We start from the raw sequence: 15,010 nt of genomic DNA, 5'->3' as shown, positions 1-15,010 counted from the left end.
AGTTGAAGCCGAGGTCCTCGCGGATGGTGCGGGCGACCTCCGACACGCGCACCCGCAGCATCACCTGGGTGCCGCCGGTGACGGCCAGGCGGTTCAGCACCTCGCTGTTCTCGCCGCCGGCGTAGCGCTGGGCAAGGCGGCGGGCGTCCTCCGCCTCGGCCGCGCTGGCGACGCTGCCGGACAGCACCAGAGCGCCGTCCGCCGAGGTGACGCGGACCGCCCGGTCGGGGAGACGCTCGCGCAGCGCGCGCTCCAGCCCGCTGAGGTTCTGGGTGACGACGACGCGGCGGTTGAGAAGGACCTGCTCACCGCCGCCGGCGGCAAGCAGCGACGTTTCGCCCGGCTTCTTCCCGAAGATGTAGATCATGGTGTCCGACATCACCTGCAGGTCGGCGATGTCGGGATTGGCGATGAAGACGGCCGACGCGGGGCGCGGCAGCTTCACCATCTGCCCCTTGCTCTGCTCGATCTGGAGCACGGAGGTGTCCTGGGCCGCCGCCACGGTGACCGACATCCACGCTGAAAACGCGATGACAAGGCTGGACAACAGAGCGCGCATAGGGAGCCCATCGCCGGAAAGGAGCGGATTCGACGGGACACTCCTGAAAGCGCCCGATGGCCTCGGTAATGTCTACCACTTCCGAGACGGTTCTCCTTGCAGACTTTCGGCAGGGCCCGAGCCGGACCGTTGAGGATCTGCTTGCAGCGGACGCGCCCCAGCCGGCGATGTCGGGCCACAGTAAGACTGACTCGGATAATCTATTGAGGATAATCTATTGAGAAGGAACAATCTCTGTAAATCCGTATGACCCGGATTCCACGATGTGACTGACCTGATCTCGACGTTCCCACAATAAGACTGACCTTTGCAATCCTGGGCACAAAAAAGGGTGAAGCGCCGACAGACAACATTATGCCGGCGGCCCCACGCATCCGCGAGGTCCGCAGCTGCTTCCAGCGTCCAGCGGACTGGCGCAATGACGCCCCCCGGGCGGACGGTCAAGGGCGGCACCTGGGGGCCGTCGCGGTGACACCAGCCGTGTCCGGCGCGTGCCGGCGCCAGCATCGCGCCCGATCGGAAAGAACGCGGGCATTACGGACGCGCACCTGTACGGGAGCCGGTGGCATGGGGCCGTTGCTCAGCGCTCGGCCGGAATATTTGGAAATTGAAGATAATACAACCTTTGTTTTGAGCAATCTAATCGTTCGATCCATTTGACAGAGCGAGAACCGATGTGTTTCTATCGCTATAGTGGTATGATATTCAGATTAGGAGAGTGCGGATGGATGGTCCGTCCGTTCTATCAGTCACATTGAGCGGCGTGGCGGTCCGGTTCGGCCGCTTTACGGCTGTGTCCTGGGTTGATTTGCACGTCAGGTCAGGTGAGCTCCTGGCCGTCGTCGGTCCTACGGGCTGTGGGAAGTCGACGCTCCTCAACATCATCACCGGTCTGCAGCGCCCCGCCGCCGGCACGGTGGCGATCTTCGGCAAGCCGCTGACCGGACTGAACGACGATTCCGGCTACATGCTCCAGCAAGACGCCCTCCTTCCCTGGAAGACGGCGCTCGACAACGTCGGCCTGGGGCTGATCTTCCAGGGGATGCCGGTCGCACAGGCGCGCGAACGCGCCCTGCCCTGGCTCAGGAAGGTCGGGCTGGAGGGCTTCGAGTCCCGCTATCCGCACCAGCTCTCCGGCGGCCAGCGCAAGCGCGTCGCCATGGCCCAGACCCTGATCATGGGGCCGAAGATCGTGCTCATGGACGAGCCCTTCTCGGCGCTCGACGTGCACACCCGCCGTCTCATGCACCGGATCCTGCTGGATCTCTGGCAGGAGGAGCGGCGCTCGCTGATCTTCATCACCCACGATCTGGAGGAGGCGATCACGCTGGCCGACCGCGTGGTGGTGATGTCGGCCGGTCCGGGCAGCCGGATCATCGGCGAGGTGCCAATCCCCTTGCCGCGGCCACGAAACGTGAGCGCGCTGGCGACCACCGACGAATTCCTGCACCTGTACCGCGAAGTCTGGGGACTGCTCGGCGCCGAGGTGGAGAAGAGCTATGCCGCAGCCCGACACTAGCCCGATGGGCATGATCGCTCCCGAGGCGTCCGCCGGTGCTCCGCGGGCGTCGTGGAGCCGGAAGGGAAAGGTCCGCGCGACGCAGGTCGGCATCGTCGCCGTCTTCCTCGTGTCGTGGGAGGTGGCCGGCCGGCTGGCGTGGATCGACCCGTTCTTCTTCCCATTGCCTACGGCCATCGTCGAGCGCCTGGCGGAGTGGTTCTCGACCAGCGAGATCTGGGGCGACATCGGCATCACGCTGCTGGAGACGGTGCTGTCCTTCGCCATCGGCATCGTCGCCGGCACGGCGCTCGGCATCTGGCTCGGCCTGTCCGCGTTCGCGGCCGATGTCCTGCAGCCCTTCGTGAAGGTCTTCAACGCGATCCCGCGTATCCTGCTGGGGCCGATCTTCGTGCTGTGGTTCGGCCTGGGACTGGCGTCGAAGGTGGCGCTCGGCGTGACCATCGTGCTGTTCATCGCCTTCTTCAACACGCTGCAGGGCGTGCGCGAGGTGAACCCCGTCGTGCTCGCCAACGCCCGCCTTCTCAAGGCCAGCCGGCTCGCCCTGCTGCGCCACGTCTACCTGCCGTCGGCCGCGAGCTGGATCGTGTCGAGCCTGCGCGTCTCGGTGGGCATGGCGGTGATGGGGGCGGTGGTGGCCGAGTACCTCGGCTCGTCCGCCGGGCTCGGGCACATCATCGCCCAGGCCGAAGGCGTGATGGACGCGACCGGCGTGTTCGCCGGGCTGGTCCTGCTGTCGACCTTCGTGGTCACCCTGGACAGGCTCGTGGACAGTCTGGAATCCCGCCTGCTGGTCTGGCGCCCGATGCCGGCCGGCGAACCGGACGCGTGATACCGGCGGCGCCACCATTCTGAAGGAGATGCCCATGCTCGGAACCATGCTCGGAACCCTGGGCAGCCGCTTGGCCGTCGCCGTGCTGCTCGCGGTGGCGCCGGCGCTGGCGGCCGAACCGGAAAAGGCCGCCGTGTCCATCGGCGTCGGCTCGTCCATCCTCAACTACGCGCCGCTGCCGCTGGCCCAGAGCCTGGGCCATTTCAAGCAGGAGGGGCTGACCGTCACGGTGGAGAACTTCCAGGCCGGCGGCAGCAAGGCGCTGCAGGCGCTGATCGGCGGCTCGGTGGACGCGGTGGTCGGCTTCTACGACCACACGATCCAGATCCAGGCGCAGGGAAAGGAGATCGTCGGCGTGTTCCTGCTCACCGACACGCCGGGCATCGTCTTCGACGTGCGCGCCGACCTTGCCGACAAGGTCAAGGAGGGCAGGGACCTGAAAGGGATGAAGATCGGCATCACGACGCCGGGCTCGTCCAGCGACATGGTGCTGCGCTACTACCTGCGCCGCAACGGCCTGACGCCGCGCGACGTCAGCATCCTCGCGGTCGGCACCGGCGCGCCGGGCATGGTGGCGTTGGAGAGCAGGACCGTGGACGCGCTCATCACCTTCGATCCCATCGCCACGGTGCTCGACCGGAAGGGCACCGGCAAGCCGCTGTTCGACACGCGCAACGAAGACGGATCCAGGGCCGCGTTCGGCGGCGCCTATCCGACGGCCTGCCTCTACGTGACCAGGGCTTTCCTGGAGAAGAACCCGGAGACCATTCAGCGTCTGGCGAACGCCTTCCTGCGCACCCTGCGCTGGCTCGCCGCGGAATCGCCGGAGCGCATCGTCGACGCCCTGCCGGCCGCCTCCAAGGTGGACGACCGCACCCTCAACCTCGACATCGTCACGGCGTCGAAGCCGATGTTCTCGCAGAGCGGGCTGTTCGACCCGGACACCCTGAAGACGCCGCTGGCGGTCCTGTCCGTGTACGACGAGAAGATCGGCAAATCCGCCATCGACCTCTCCAGGACCTACACCAACCGCTTCGCGGAGGAGGCGGCCAGGAGACTCCCGTGAGGGACGCGCTTTCGGCTGGCAAGCCGGTGGGCATCAAGGGCTTCCTAGAAGGAACGCACGACGATGTATCGCGCGCTCCGGGAACGCCGCGCTAGATCCGCCAGGGTGTGAAAGGGCGCGGCCGCGCTCACCCCTGCGGTGTCGGAGAAGAAGCAATCCGTGCCCCTTGGTCACGTCTCTCAAGAGCGCGGCTATTTGCCCCGCGACGTTTGGGCGAAAACGGTGAAGCCCCGCAGGAACGAGCGCAACTGCTCCGCGATCTTCGGGTCCGATATTGCGCCGTCCTCGCCGACGATCGTATGAGCCCGCGAGACCAACAGGCGACCTTCGCTCCACAGTTCGGCGCCGAGCGTGCGCAGGACCGGCAGCCAAGCGTTCTGGCTGAGGATGGTGCCGAAGCCGCCGGGCGAGGCCCCCATCAGCGCGACCGGCTTCCCGCCGAAGACCCGGGGGATGTCGGCCGGCGGGCGGGACAGCCAGTCGATCGCGTTCTTGAACACGCCGGGGATCGAGTTGTTGTACTCCGGCGTGACGAGCAGCAGGCCGTCGGCGGCCGCGATGGCGTCTTTTAGCTCCTCCACGGGCTTCGGGATGCCGTCGGCGGCCTCGAGGTCACCATCATAGAGCGGGATGCCGCGGATGCTGCCGATGGTCAGCGTCGCTCCGTCCGGCATCGCCGCGGCGGCGGCCTTCAACAAGGCGGTGTTGAGCGAGCCCTGACGGAGACTGCCCGACAATCCGATCAGTGTGGTCATCCGCGCCCCCATGGTCATGCGATCAGCCGCTGTTGGCAATATGGCCGCCTCGGGGCGGTCTTCAAAGGCGGCCCGGCCTTGCAGCCGCTCGCGCACCTGGCCGACCAGGAGGACGCAAGCCGGCGCCGACCGGCGTTCGGCTGGACACGGCGCGCACGCTCTGGGCCGATCCCTCCATCTCGGTGGAGGACATCGCCGCCCGGTACAAGGTGTCTCGCCGGACACTGTTCCGGGTACTCGGCCCCCGACATATTTCACCGGCAGGAGAAGAGTGAAGGGGGCGCCGCAGATTCCGGCATTCCGGCTGCGAACGTGATGGTACAAGGAGACCACACGAGGCCGCTCATGACCGACGACATCCTTCTCGCCAACGCCACCGTCCTTGATGCTGCCGCCGGCGCGCTGCTGCCGGACCACCATGTGCTGGTCCGTGCCGGTCGCATCGTCGAGGTTCTGGACGGCCGCCTGCCCGGCAGCGCGGCTAGAACCATCGATTTGCGCGGCGCGGTGCTGATGCCCGGCCTGTGCGACGGCCACGTCCATGTAACGGCGGCGACGCCAGACTTCGCCGCGCTGGAGCGCTGGTCGCCGACCTATGTTGCGGCGCGGGCCGGCGACATCCTGCGCGGCATGCTGCTGCGCGGCTTCACCACGGTGCGCGACGCCGGCGGCTGTGACTTCGGAATCGCCCAGGCTGTGGAGGAGGGATACCTGGAGGGCCCGCGTATCCTGTTCTGCGGGCATGCGCTGTCGCAGACCGGCGGCCACGCCGACATGCGCGCGCGGGGACAGAACAGCTTCGAGGGCTGCTTTTGCTGTTCAGGCCTGGGGCGGATCTGTGATGGAGTCGATGCGGTACGCCGCGCCTGCCGGGACGAGATCCGCAAGGGCGCCACTCAGATCAAGCTGATGGTGTCGGGCGGTGTCGCCTCGCCGACCGACCGCATCACCAACACCCAGTTCTCCCTCGATGAGATCACCGCCGCTGTCGAGGAAGCGGAGGCCGCGGGGATTTACGTGATGGCGCACGCCTACACGCCGCGCGCCATCACGCGGGCGGTGCGCTGCGGTGTGCGTTCCATCGAGCACGGCAACCTCATCGACGCGGAGACCGTCGCGCTGATGAAGGAGCGCGGCACGTTCCTGGTGCCGACGCTGGCCACCTACGACGCGCTGGCCCGCGAGGGGCTGCAGGCCGGGCTGCCGGCGGATATTCACGGCAAGGTGTTTGAGGTGCTCGACGCCGGGCAGCGGGCGCTGGAGTTGGCGCACCACGGCGGCGTGCCGCTGGTCTATGGCAGCGACCTCCTGGGGTCCATGCACCAGCACCAGTTGCGCGAATTCGCCATCCGTGGCGAGGTGCAGGCAGCCGCTGACGTGATCCGCAGCGCCACTGTGGACGCGGCGCGGCTGTTCGGCATGGAAGGGGAGATCGGCGTCGTGACCCCCGGTGCGCGCGCCGACCTGATCGTGGTCGACGGCAATCCGCTGGATGACCTCGGCGTGCTCCAGCGCCCGGAGAGCGCGCTGAAGCTGGTGATGAAGGATGGCCGGATCTTTAAAAATCTGTTCTGACTTAAAGGGTCAAGAGCGGCCGTGAGTACTGTGGTGAAATGGGGCCAGCCAAAGCTGGAGTCTCGTTATTGGACGATGCTGGAGCGGAGGCGTACCTTGTGGCGGTTAGCCCGCGGAGACTGTGCTGTCGCTTCAAAGGGGAGACCGTAATGGCCGATTACCGCCAAGCCCGCGCTGCCTTTGCCGATCTCCACCGGGACGGCTGCTTCGTTATTCCCAACCCGTGGGATGTCGGAAGTGCTCTGACGCTGAAGCATCTCGGATTCCGCGCGTTGGCCTCCACCTCGGCGGGGTATGCCTTCTCGCGAGGGCTTCCTGACGCCGAGTGGGCGGTGTCGTGCGCGGACATGCTGGACCACATCGCCGACATCGTTGAGGCAACCGATCTGCCGGTGAACGCCGACTTCGAATCCGGCTATGCTCATGATTGCGAGGGGCTAGCCCACAACGTGCGGCTCTGCGCCGACACCGGCGTGGCCGGCCTGTCGGTGGAGGACGCCACGGGCGACCCGTCGAAGCCACTCTATGAGTTCGATCACGCGGTCGAACGCGTGGCCGCCGCGGTGGAGGCGTTGCGCGGGACCGGTGTTCTCCTGACCGCCCGGTGCGAGGCCGTGCTGGTGAACCACCCGGCGGCGGTCGACGAGGCATTGCGCCGGCTGCCGGCGTACGCCGCGGCGGGCGCGGACGTCCTCTACGCGCCGGGCCTGCGGAGCCCGGACGTCATAAAGGCGGCGGTCGATGCCGTGCGACCGAAGCCACTCAACCTGTTGGTCTCCTCGCCGATCGGCCTGTCGGTGGAGCAACTCGCCGAGCTGGGCGTACGGCGCATCAGCCTGGGCAGCGCGCTCAACCGCGCCGCGTGGGGCGGCTTCCTGCGGGCGGCGCGGATGCTGGCCGGGCAGGGACGCTTCGACGCCCTTGGCGAGGCCGAACCGTTTGACGCGCTCAATGGGTTCTTCCGGACGCACGGCCGGCGAACGTCCTGAACGGCAGATCACAGGCGATCCGCCGGCTCTCGATTGGCAGCGGACAAGTCTCGTGTGGCAAAACGGGGCTGCCATGCCCCTCTCAACAGCCCAAACAGGGTTTCGTTAGGTGCTCTTATCGTCAGGGGCGCGACTCGGACGCCGTGCGGAAAATTCAGTTGAGAGCGCGCCGCTCCACCAATTTCTCATCGAGTGCCTTCACCGCGGCCTGGGCGCGGTTCCGCACACCCAGCTTATTGAAGATACGGTTGGCGTGCAGCTTGACCGTGACCTCCTGGATCTCCAGCTTGCGTGCGATCTCCTTGTTGGAGGCGCCAGCGACGATCATCTCCAGCACCTCGGTCTCGCGGGCCGACAGCTCGCGGCCGTCGGCGGCCGTCGCGGCGCCCGCCGGCGGGGCGGCGGGGCCGGCGAACTCCGCCGGAACATAGGTGCCGCCGATCAGGATCATGTTGACTGCCGCGGCGAACATCGGGGCGTCCAACGTCTTCGGCAGGAAGCCCTTGGCGCCAGCCGCGATGCAGGCGCCGACATCGGCCGGTGTGGCGCCGCCCGACATGACGGCGACGGACGCGCCGGCCGCCGCGGCGACCATCCGGGCCACGCTGGCGCCGCCGCCAGCGCCTGGCATCCAAAAGTCGAGCAGGACGAGGTCGAACGGGCCGCCGGTCCGCGCCTGTTCCAGCGCGGCCTCGAAGGTCCGCGCCTCGACGATCTCCGCGCCGGGGAAGGTGCGCTCCAGATGCGAGCGGGCGGCGTCGAGGTACAACGGATGATCGTCCACAATCAGTGCGCGCATGCGACCGTTCCCCCCGCTCACGGACCATCACTGTCCAGTCTGCCGTGGACGGCACCCGCGATCAACACGCCCGCGCAAGGCGCAGGACGTTCGGGCGTCAACACCCGATCCACCTGCGCCGCGAAGTCGTCGAGGTCGAGGGGCTTGGTACGGAAGGCGTCGGCGCCCGCGGCAAGGGCTTCGGTCTCGTTCAGCGACGAGCTGTAGCCGGTGCAGATGATGCAGCGGACCGCCGGGGCGGTCGCCTTGATCCGCCGCACGAGGTCGGTGCCCTTCATGCCCGGCATGGTCTGGTCGGTCACCACCAGGCCCCACAGCGACGGGTCCTCCGTGATGGCTGCGAGCGCTTCGGCGGGGTCGCCGGCCGAGACGACCTCATGGCCGAGCCGCTCCAGCGCCGTCTGCATCATGGCGCAGAAGTCCTCGTCGTCATCGACCACCAGGACGGTGGCGGCGCGGTGGCGCGGTGTTTCGGATACCGCGTCGGCCGGCGGGCGGTCCGGTATGCCCGCTGCGGCGCGCGGCAGGATCACCTCGAAGACCGTGCCGACGCCCGCCTTCGTGCGCACCAGAATGGCGCCGCCGTGCTCAGTGACCACGCGGTGCACCACGGCAAGGCCGAGCCCGGTGCCGCCACCGTTCAGCTTGGTGGTGAAGAACAGGTCGAACAGCTGGCCGAGGTGCTCGCGCGGAATACCGGCGCCGGTGTCCGTGACGGTAATGGAAACGTTGTCGCGCGATGTCAGGCCGCCAGTCCCCACCCAGTCGAAACCCTCTTCATCCGTCCAGGTCAGCGGTGCGGTTGGCGTCGGCTTGGTGACGCCGACCGGCAGGCGCTTCAGAACCGGCCGACCAGCGTCGGCGGCGTCGATGGTGACGCGGACTTCGCCTGGCTGCCCATCCAGCGCGTCGCTGGCGTTGATGCAGAGATTGACCAGGATTTGGCCGAGCTGACTGCGGTCGGCGATGACGAACACGCCGTTGCCATCGTGCTCGACCGTTAGGACGGTGGTCGAGGGAATGGTCGGCTTCAACAGCTCGACTGTCTCGCGCACGACCTCGCCGACCAGGACAGCAGCCGGCGCTCCCGGCGTGCGCCGCGAGAAGGCGAGGATCTGCTGGACCAGCCCGCGCCCACGCTCGCCGGCCATGACCACGCGCTCGGCGTAGCGGCGCTGCGGGCTGCCCGGCGGCGAGTCCTGGACGAGGAACTGGCCGAAGCCGAGGATGGCACCCAGCAGGTTATTGAAGTCGTGGGCGATGCCGCCGGCGAGCTGACCGAGCACCTCCAGCTTGCTGGTCTGCGCTTCCCGCTCCGCCCGCAATTGACGCTCCTTCTCCTGGCGGACGCGTTCGGTGATGTCGGTCATGATGCCGCGGTAGCCGCAGAACTTGCCGTTGCGGAAGTAAGCCCGGCCCGAGATGGCGGCGATCTTCTCCGGTGCGCCCGGCCGATGCTGCACGAGCGGCACCTCGGTGATGGGCGCGCGCGCCTTGAGGGCGGAGACCAGCCGGGCTTCCACCTCGGCGTCCAGCGCCTGCCAGCCGAGTTCCTCCGGGGTGAAGCCAAGGATCTGCTCCTCCTCGAGGCCCAGCACCTGACGGTAGCGGTTGGAGATGAAGCGGAAACGCATCGCGGTGTCGACCTCCCACACGAGATCGGAGGCGGTTTCCGCGATGTCGACGAAGCGGCGACGGCTCTCGGCCGAGCGCTCCAGGCTCCGCATCAGGTAGAACGCGGTGGCGATGGCCAGAAGCGAGATCAGCGCCGACGCGATCGATACCTCGGCCACGCGGCTCCGCCAGGGCGCCAGCAGGTCGCCGACGGGGGCGCTGATCGCCACGAACACGTCGTAGTCCTTCAGCCGGATCACGCTGATCAGACGCGGCTTCTGGTCGGTGACCGCCGCCGGGGACAGGTAGACGGTCCGGGTATTCTTCAGCCAGATGTCATTGAAGATTGGGGTCGTCGCGAAGGACATGCGGATGATGCGCTCGTCGAAGGGCGCGCGGGCAAGCACGGCGCCGTCCGTCCGCGTGATGGTCACCGCGCCGTTCGGCTTCATGCGCTCCAGATCGCGAAGCTCGGCTAAGCGCTGGAGGTTAAGGGGCGCGATCAGGAAGGAGCCGTCCTGCAACCGGCCGGGCACCATGGTGAGCGTCAGCCGCCATTCGCCGCTCCTCCCTCCGAGCACCGGACGGCCTAAGAACAACCCGGTGGGGCTGCCCGCCGTCTGCGCTGCGAAGTAGTCGCGTTCGGCTGCGTTCGCTGCCCGCAGATCGGCCCGCGGCGGGATGGAGTCGATCTCGCCGTCCGCCCGGACGATCACCAAGTCCAGCAGCCCGTCGCTGGTATGCCGCAGTTCCTCAGCCAAGGCGAGCATAGCCGGCGACGCCTGGACGTCCTGATGCGGGTTGGCCTGCCAATAGGCGTTCGCCGTGGTCAGCGCGACCTCCGCCAGCTTCAGCAGGCCGTTTGTCTGCTCGGCGATGGCCGAGTTCAGCTGGGCCAGGATCTGCGCGTTGCTGTTCATAACTTCGCTGCGCTCGGACTGCGCCCACACGGCCACCAAGCCCCACAGGGCGCCGAGCAGCGCCACCGTCGATCCGAACACCTTCACTGCGGTGCCATGTCGGAAGGCCACACCGTGTTCCCTTCCAGCCGTGTCCCTCATCATGCATCAAGCGTATACGCCTGTCGCGCTCCCTTGCGCCGATCGCTGCACACCCTTTGGCTATAAGGGCCCTATGCGGGTAGTGAGCATCGTCTGCCGGGTCGACCTCCACCTCTTCCTGCCGCAGCTGAGGTGCAGGGGGACACAATGGCTGACCTCACCACGCGACCTGTATGGGAGGCCGGCACATGGCTCACATTCTCATCATCAAAGACGACGACCTGCACCGGGAGATGCTGGAGTCCGCTCTGGAGCGGACGGGAAACCAGGTGACCACCGTGTCCGACGGTGAGGAAGGCTTGGCGCGCCGGCGCACCGAGAAGGTCGACCTGGTGCTGACCGACCTGTTCATGCCACACACCGACGGCATCGAGCTGATCCGGAAGATGAGCGCCGACGACACCCCAGTGCCGGTGATCGCGATGACCGGCGGCGTCAACGGGGGCCACCGCCCCTTCACGCGCGACGCGACGTTGCTGGGCGCCCGTGCCGTGCTCACCAAGCCGTTCTCCATTGCAGAACTGCTGGCGGCGGTCGAGGGCGTCCTCAAGGCCGTGCCCTTCCAGAACGGCACCGATACGCCCTTCGTATAGATGCCCGCTGTACCGCCGGTGTCCGCCGCCTGCCGGCCCGCGAACAACCTCTGCCGTCCTCATTCTCCGTGCGTTCCGGCGTACTCTGTCTTCCAAGACGGAAGGATGCAGCAAAAGGAAAGCGCAATGGTCTGCGCGCTGATCTTGGACGATGATCCGCTCTATCGCGCGATGATCCAGTCAATGCTCGAGCGATCCGGGTATTTTGTGGCCGTAGCGGAAAATGGAGTGCAGTGCCTCGCCTTGCTCGATCTCATGCGGTTCGATGTTATCATTGTCGATCTGCTGATGTCGCAGGGAAAATCCGGGGAATTGCGCGAGGTTATCCGCGAGAACAAGCACGCTATCCCGGTCGTCGGGGTCGTCGAGGGCTTCGCGCGGGCGGTGGAGGCGCCGACCGGCTGGGAAGTGGCCGCGGTCGTCGCGAAGCCGTTCCGGGAGGTGGAACTCCTGAGCGCCCTCGACCAGGTTCTCGGCGAAAGGCGCTAACGGTCCGTGTCGAACCGGCCGTGCCGGCCCCAGCAGAGGAGTATCGTGCCATGAGCAGCCTGTTCCGGAGCCAACGCCGCCATGTCTGCTGCCATTGCGGGCAACCGGTCGTTTCCGGTCAGGCCCGCTGGTGCGGCGATCTCGAAGACCGTACGTGGCATTACGAGTGCGCTGAAAAGGTCGGGAAGACGACGCCGATCCTGCCGCGCCCCAAACTTTGGGGAAGGATTGCTGCGGCCCATGTCGGGACGTTCGCCTGACGCCGCAACGCCTGCGGGTTGAGATTGGAGAGGGAAGGACGACGGTGCCCAAGACGATCCTGTGCGTCGACGATGAAACCAGTTTGCTGCGGATGCTCGCGCTGTTCCTCGCTGGCAATGGCTACCGCGTGCTCGAAGCCGCCGACGGCGGGGAGGGCCTGAAGCGTCTGCAGGGCGAAACGGCCGACCTGGTCATCACCGACCTGAACATGCCTGGGATGGACGGTCTGGCCTTCATCCGGGCGTTGCGCCGGTCGCCCGCACACCGGCCGCTGCCGATCCTGGTCCTGTCCGCGGCATACGGAGACGCTCGCGCCGAGGCCATGGAGGCCGGCGCGACCGCCTGGATCGCGAAGCCGGTTCAGCCCGAGCACCTGCTGGCGCTCGTCGCCGCCCATCTCCGCACCGCCTAGGAGCACGTGAATTGGGTCAGCGAGGGGGTGGAGTGGCCTGGCGCTGCCAAGCCCGCCCCCTGCTGCCCTGCGGAGAGGGCGGGTCGGTTCATGCCACCGTTGCCGCGTCCGATGACCTGCCGGCCTGAACGCCATCCGGAGGGTGGCAGGCGACGGCGGGCCCGCCGGTGTCCTTCCGCCCCGTACCGTGCCGACGGACGCCATTGCAACCTTGGTATGGATGCGCCTCCATGCTGCCGGTATCCGTCTCATAATGATAAGTAAACAGTCTCTTTATCTGGCATATATGGTGTCTTTATGCCCAGAATGTGCAAGATCACGAAACGCAGCATGTAGTCAATCTCCTCCATAGCATCGTCGGACGGCGCCTTAAAATCTTTAATGTCTGACGATATGATGTGCTCAATCGGTACGATTACTGCCAAGAACATGAGGACGAACGCCATGACCACCATCAAAGCCCGCCTTCTGGCCGCCCTCGGGGCGCTCAGCCTGCTCCTCGTCGCCATCTCGGCAACCGGGTGGGTCGCGCTGCGAATTGCCAACACGGAGATCGCCAGCATCTTCAAGGACCGCGTGGTGCCCTTGCGCGACCTGAAGGTAGCGTCGGACATGTACGCGGTGAACATCGTCGATGTGGCCCACAAAGTGCGCGCCGGCGCTCTGGGCTGGGAACAGGGCAGGCAGTCGGTCGAGCAGGCGGTCGGCGAGGTCGGCAAGCGGTGGACTGCCTATACGGACACCGCCATGGACAGCGACGAGAAGCGTCTCGCTGCGCAGGCGAAGCAGCGCATGGAGCAGGCGCGGGGGACGATCGACAAGCTGGAGACGCTTCTGCGCAGCAAGGACAAGGCCGGCCTCGACCAATTTGTTAGCGCCGAGCTTTACCCGGGCATCGACCCGATCACCGAGGCCATAGGCCGTCTCGTCGACCTGCAACTCGACGGCGCCCGGGACGACTACGCCGCGTCGCAGGAGACCTACGACCGCTCGCGCTGGATCCTCGGGGTTGGCGTGCTCCTGGGCGTCGGCGCAATCGTCTTTGCCCTCGCCACGACACTTGGGCGCGTCATTCGCCCGTTGAATGGCATCGCCGCCCTGATGGAGCGGCTCGCCAAGGGCAACCTTGAGATCACCGTTGACGGGACGGAGCGTCAGGATGAGGTCGGCACGCTCGCCCGTTCGCTTCAGGTCTTCAAGGAGGCCGCCATCGCCAATCGGCGCATGGAGGAGGAGCAGCGGGCCGAACAGATCCGCAAGGAGAAGCGGCAGAAGCAGATCGAGGGCTACATCGCCTCGTTCGACCGCACAGTCACGGCGGTTCTCGGCACCGTAGCGTCGGCCTCAACCGAACTCAGCCGAACCGCTGAGAGCATGGCCACCCTTGCCGGGCAGACCAACCGGCAGGCGACCGCCTCGGCAGCGGCGGCCGAGCAGACCTCCGCCAACGTGCAGACGGTTGCCTCGGCGACGGAGGAGATGGCCGCCTCGATCCAGGAGATCAGCCGCCAGGTTGCCACATCCAACGAGGTCGCCTCCAAGGCGGCCCGCCAAGCCGACGAGACAACAGGCTCGGTGCGCAGCCTTGCGGAGGCCGCCAATCGGATCGGTGAGGTGGTCAAGCTGATCCAGGACATCGCTTCCCAGACCAACCTCCTGGCCTTGAACGCCACTATCGAAGCCGCACGTGCAGGCGAGGCGGGCAAGGGCTTCGCGGTGGTCGCCTCGGAGGTGAAAGCGTTGGCCAACCAGACCGGCAAGGCCACTGAAGAGATCTCGACACAGATCGCCGCCGTGCAGGCCGCCACTCAGGGCACGGTGGGGGCGATCGAGCAGATTGGCCGGACGATCATGAGCATCAACGAGATCGCCTCGACCATCGCCGCCGCCATCGAGGAGCAGAACGCCACCACCGGCGAGATCACCCGCAATGTCCAGCAGGCGGCGCAGGGTACCGAGGAGGTGAGCACGAACGTGGTCCAGGTGAACCAGGCGGCCACGCAGACCGGCACCGCAGCGACACAAGTGCTCGGCGCCTCGAGTGAACTCTCGCAGCAGGCGGAAGCTCTGCGCCGCGAAGTCGAGACGTTCCTTGCCAACATCCGAGCGGCTTGACGTCTGAAAGCGTCAGAAATATTCCATCGCTGAAGGCGCGGTTGAAGACGGCCGCGCCATTATCCCGGTGTTCTCTGACAGCCCGTTTCAGAAGTCTGGCGGGAGCAGCCGCTTGCGGTTGGGAGGGGGAACGAGGCGGTGGATCATCAGGCGGATGGCCGCCAGGGTGAGCACGGCCTCGGCGACATCGGTGCCCCGCCCGGCTTGGCCGGCGGGATCAGCGGCTCGATCAGGCGGTACTGCTCATCGCTCGAGGCTTGGCCGGCGCCGTAATCGCCAACCAGCCGGCGCTCTGCGGGCGTCCCTCTGCGGGCGTCCACATCGGCGGCCTCCGGCAGGGAAGAGGTTCCCTGCCAACAGCCGCCGCGTCA

Annotated in this window: 14 protein-coding genes; 10 read left to right on the top strand and 4 right to left on the bottom strand. The window is 66.9% G+C overall.

Features of this window, described 5'->3' with window-relative positions:
• Positions 1-559: pilus assembly protein N-terminal domain-containing protein (locus tag TSO221_RS22920; RefSeq protein WP_146208883.1), on the bottom strand; the 559-nt coding region annotated here is incomplete at its 3' end.
• An 808-nt stretch (positions 560-1,367) separates the two neighbouring features.
• On the opposite strand from TSO221_RS22920, the gene TSO221_RS22915 reads away from it, so the two are divergent.
• Genes TSO221_RS22915 through TSO221_RS22905 form a run of 3 tightly spaced genes read left to right on the top strand, consistent with a single transcriptional unit; the run spans position 1,368 to position 3,976 of the window.
• The gene (locus tag TSO221_RS22915; RefSeq protein ID WP_247878196.1) at positions 1,368-2,078 is read left to right on the top strand and encodes an ABC transporter ATP-binding protein; all 711 of its coding nucleotides are present in this window, start codon (positions 1,368-1,370) and stop codon (positions 2,076-2,078) included.
• Complete coding sequence (locus tag TSO221_RS22910; RefSeq protein WP_247878195.1) at positions 2,059-2,910, top strand: ABC transporter permease; 852 nt, start codon at positions 2,059-2,061, stop codon at positions 2,908-2,910. The genes TSO221_RS22915 and TSO221_RS22910 overlap by 20 nt, the downstream gene beginning before the upstream one ends.
• A 34-nt stretch (positions 2,911-2,944) precedes the next feature.
• Positions 2,945-3,976, top strand: a complete 1,032-nt coding sequence (locus TSO221_RS22905; protein WP_199229585.1) for an ABC transporter substrate-binding protein — start codon at positions 2,945-2,947, stop codon at positions 3,974-3,976.
• A 191-nt stretch (positions 3,977-4,167) separates the two neighbouring features.
• Here TSO221_RS22905 and TSO221_RS22900 read toward each other — a convergent pair whose 3' ends face one another.
• Positions 4,168-4,731, bottom strand: a complete 564-nt coding sequence (locus tag TSO221_RS22900) for an NADPH-dependent FMN reductase (protein ID WP_109120844.1) — start codon at positions 4,729-4,731, stop codon at positions 4,168-4,170.
• 345 nt (positions 4,732-5,076) lie between these two features.
• On the opposite strand from TSO221_RS22900, the gene TSO221_RS22890 reads away from it, so the two are divergent.
• Together TSO221_RS22890 and TSO221_RS22885 are read left to right on the top strand one after the other, a co-directional pair.
• On the top strand, positions 5,077-6,306 hold the full coding sequence (locus TSO221_RS22890; RefSeq protein ID WP_109120841.1) for an amidohydrolase family protein: 1,230 nt from the start codon (positions 5,077-5,079) through the stop codon (positions 6,304-6,306).
• Positions 6,307-6,455: 149 nt separating this feature from the next.
• Positions 6,456-7,295 carry an isocitrate lyase/phosphoenolpyruvate mutase family protein gene (locus TSO221_RS22885; protein ID WP_109120840.1) on the top strand — a complete coding sequence of 280 codons (840 nt, stop codon included), beginning with the start codon at positions 6,456-6,458 and terminating at the stop codon, positions 7,293-7,295.
• Positions 7,296-7,449: 154 nt separating this feature from the next.
• Here the strand turns inward: TSO221_RS22885 and TSO221_RS22880 are convergent, their stop codons facing one another.
• Together TSO221_RS22880 and TSO221_RS22875 are read right to left on the bottom strand one after the other, a co-directional pair.
• Positions 7,450-8,094, bottom strand: coding sequence for a response regulator transcription factor (locus TSO221_RS22880; protein WP_109120839.1), 645 nt, complete (start codon positions 8,092-8,094; stop codon positions 7,450-7,452).
• Between the two features lie 17 nt (positions 8,095-8,111).
• Positions 8,112-10,694 carry an ATP-binding protein gene (locus TSO221_RS22875; RefSeq protein WP_158284188.1) on the bottom strand — a complete coding sequence of 861 codons (2,583 nt, stop codon included), beginning with the start codon at positions 10,692-10,694 and terminating at the stop codon, positions 8,112-8,114.
• A gap of 263 nt (positions 10,695-10,957) precedes the next feature.
• Here TSO221_RS22875 and TSO221_RS22870 point away from each other — a divergent pair, with 263 nt between their 5' ends.
• The 5 genes from TSO221_RS22870 to TSO221_RS22855 all read left to right on the top strand — a co-directional run bounded on the left by TSO221_RS22870 (position 10,958) and on the right by TSO221_RS22855 (position 14,639).
• Complete coding sequence (locus TSO221_RS22870) at positions 10,958-11,362, top strand: response regulator (protein WP_158284187.1); 405 nt, start codon at positions 10,958-10,960, stop codon at positions 11,360-11,362.
• A gap of 105 nt (positions 11,363-11,467) precedes the next feature.
• The gene (locus tag TSO221_RS22865) at positions 11,468-11,851 is read left to right on the top strand and encodes a response regulator (RefSeq protein ID WP_158284186.1); all 384 of its coding nucleotides are present in this window, start codon (positions 11,468-11,470) and stop codon (positions 11,849-11,851) included.
• Positions 11,852-11,901: 50 nt separating this feature from the next.
• Positions 11,902-12,111, top strand: coding sequence for a hypothetical protein (locus TSO221_RS35110; protein WP_146208882.1), 210 nt, complete (start codon positions 11,902-11,904; stop codon positions 12,109-12,111).
• 44 nt (positions 12,112-12,155) lie between these two features.
• Positions 12,156-12,524 (top strand): response regulator, encoded by a 369-nt coding sequence (locus tag TSO221_RS22860; RefSeq protein WP_109120835.1) that lies wholly within the window; start codon positions 12,156-12,158, stop codon positions 12,522-12,524.
• A gap of 444 nt (positions 12,525-12,968) precedes the next feature.
• Positions 12,969-14,639, top strand: a complete 1,671-nt coding sequence (locus TSO221_RS22855) for a methyl-accepting chemotaxis protein (RefSeq protein WP_158284185.1) — start codon at positions 12,969-12,971, stop codon at positions 14,637-14,639.
• The last annotated feature ends 371 nt before the right edge of the window (positions 14,640-15,010 follow it).

It is taken from the genome of Azospirillum sp. TSO22-1 (assembly GCF_003116015.1).
Lineage (GTDB): Bacteria > Pseudomonadota > Alphaproteobacteria > Azospirillales > Azospirillaceae > Azospirillum.
The sequence above is the reverse complement of the archived record's forward strand: the minus strand, read 5'-3'. Positions and strand labels throughout refer to the sequence as shown.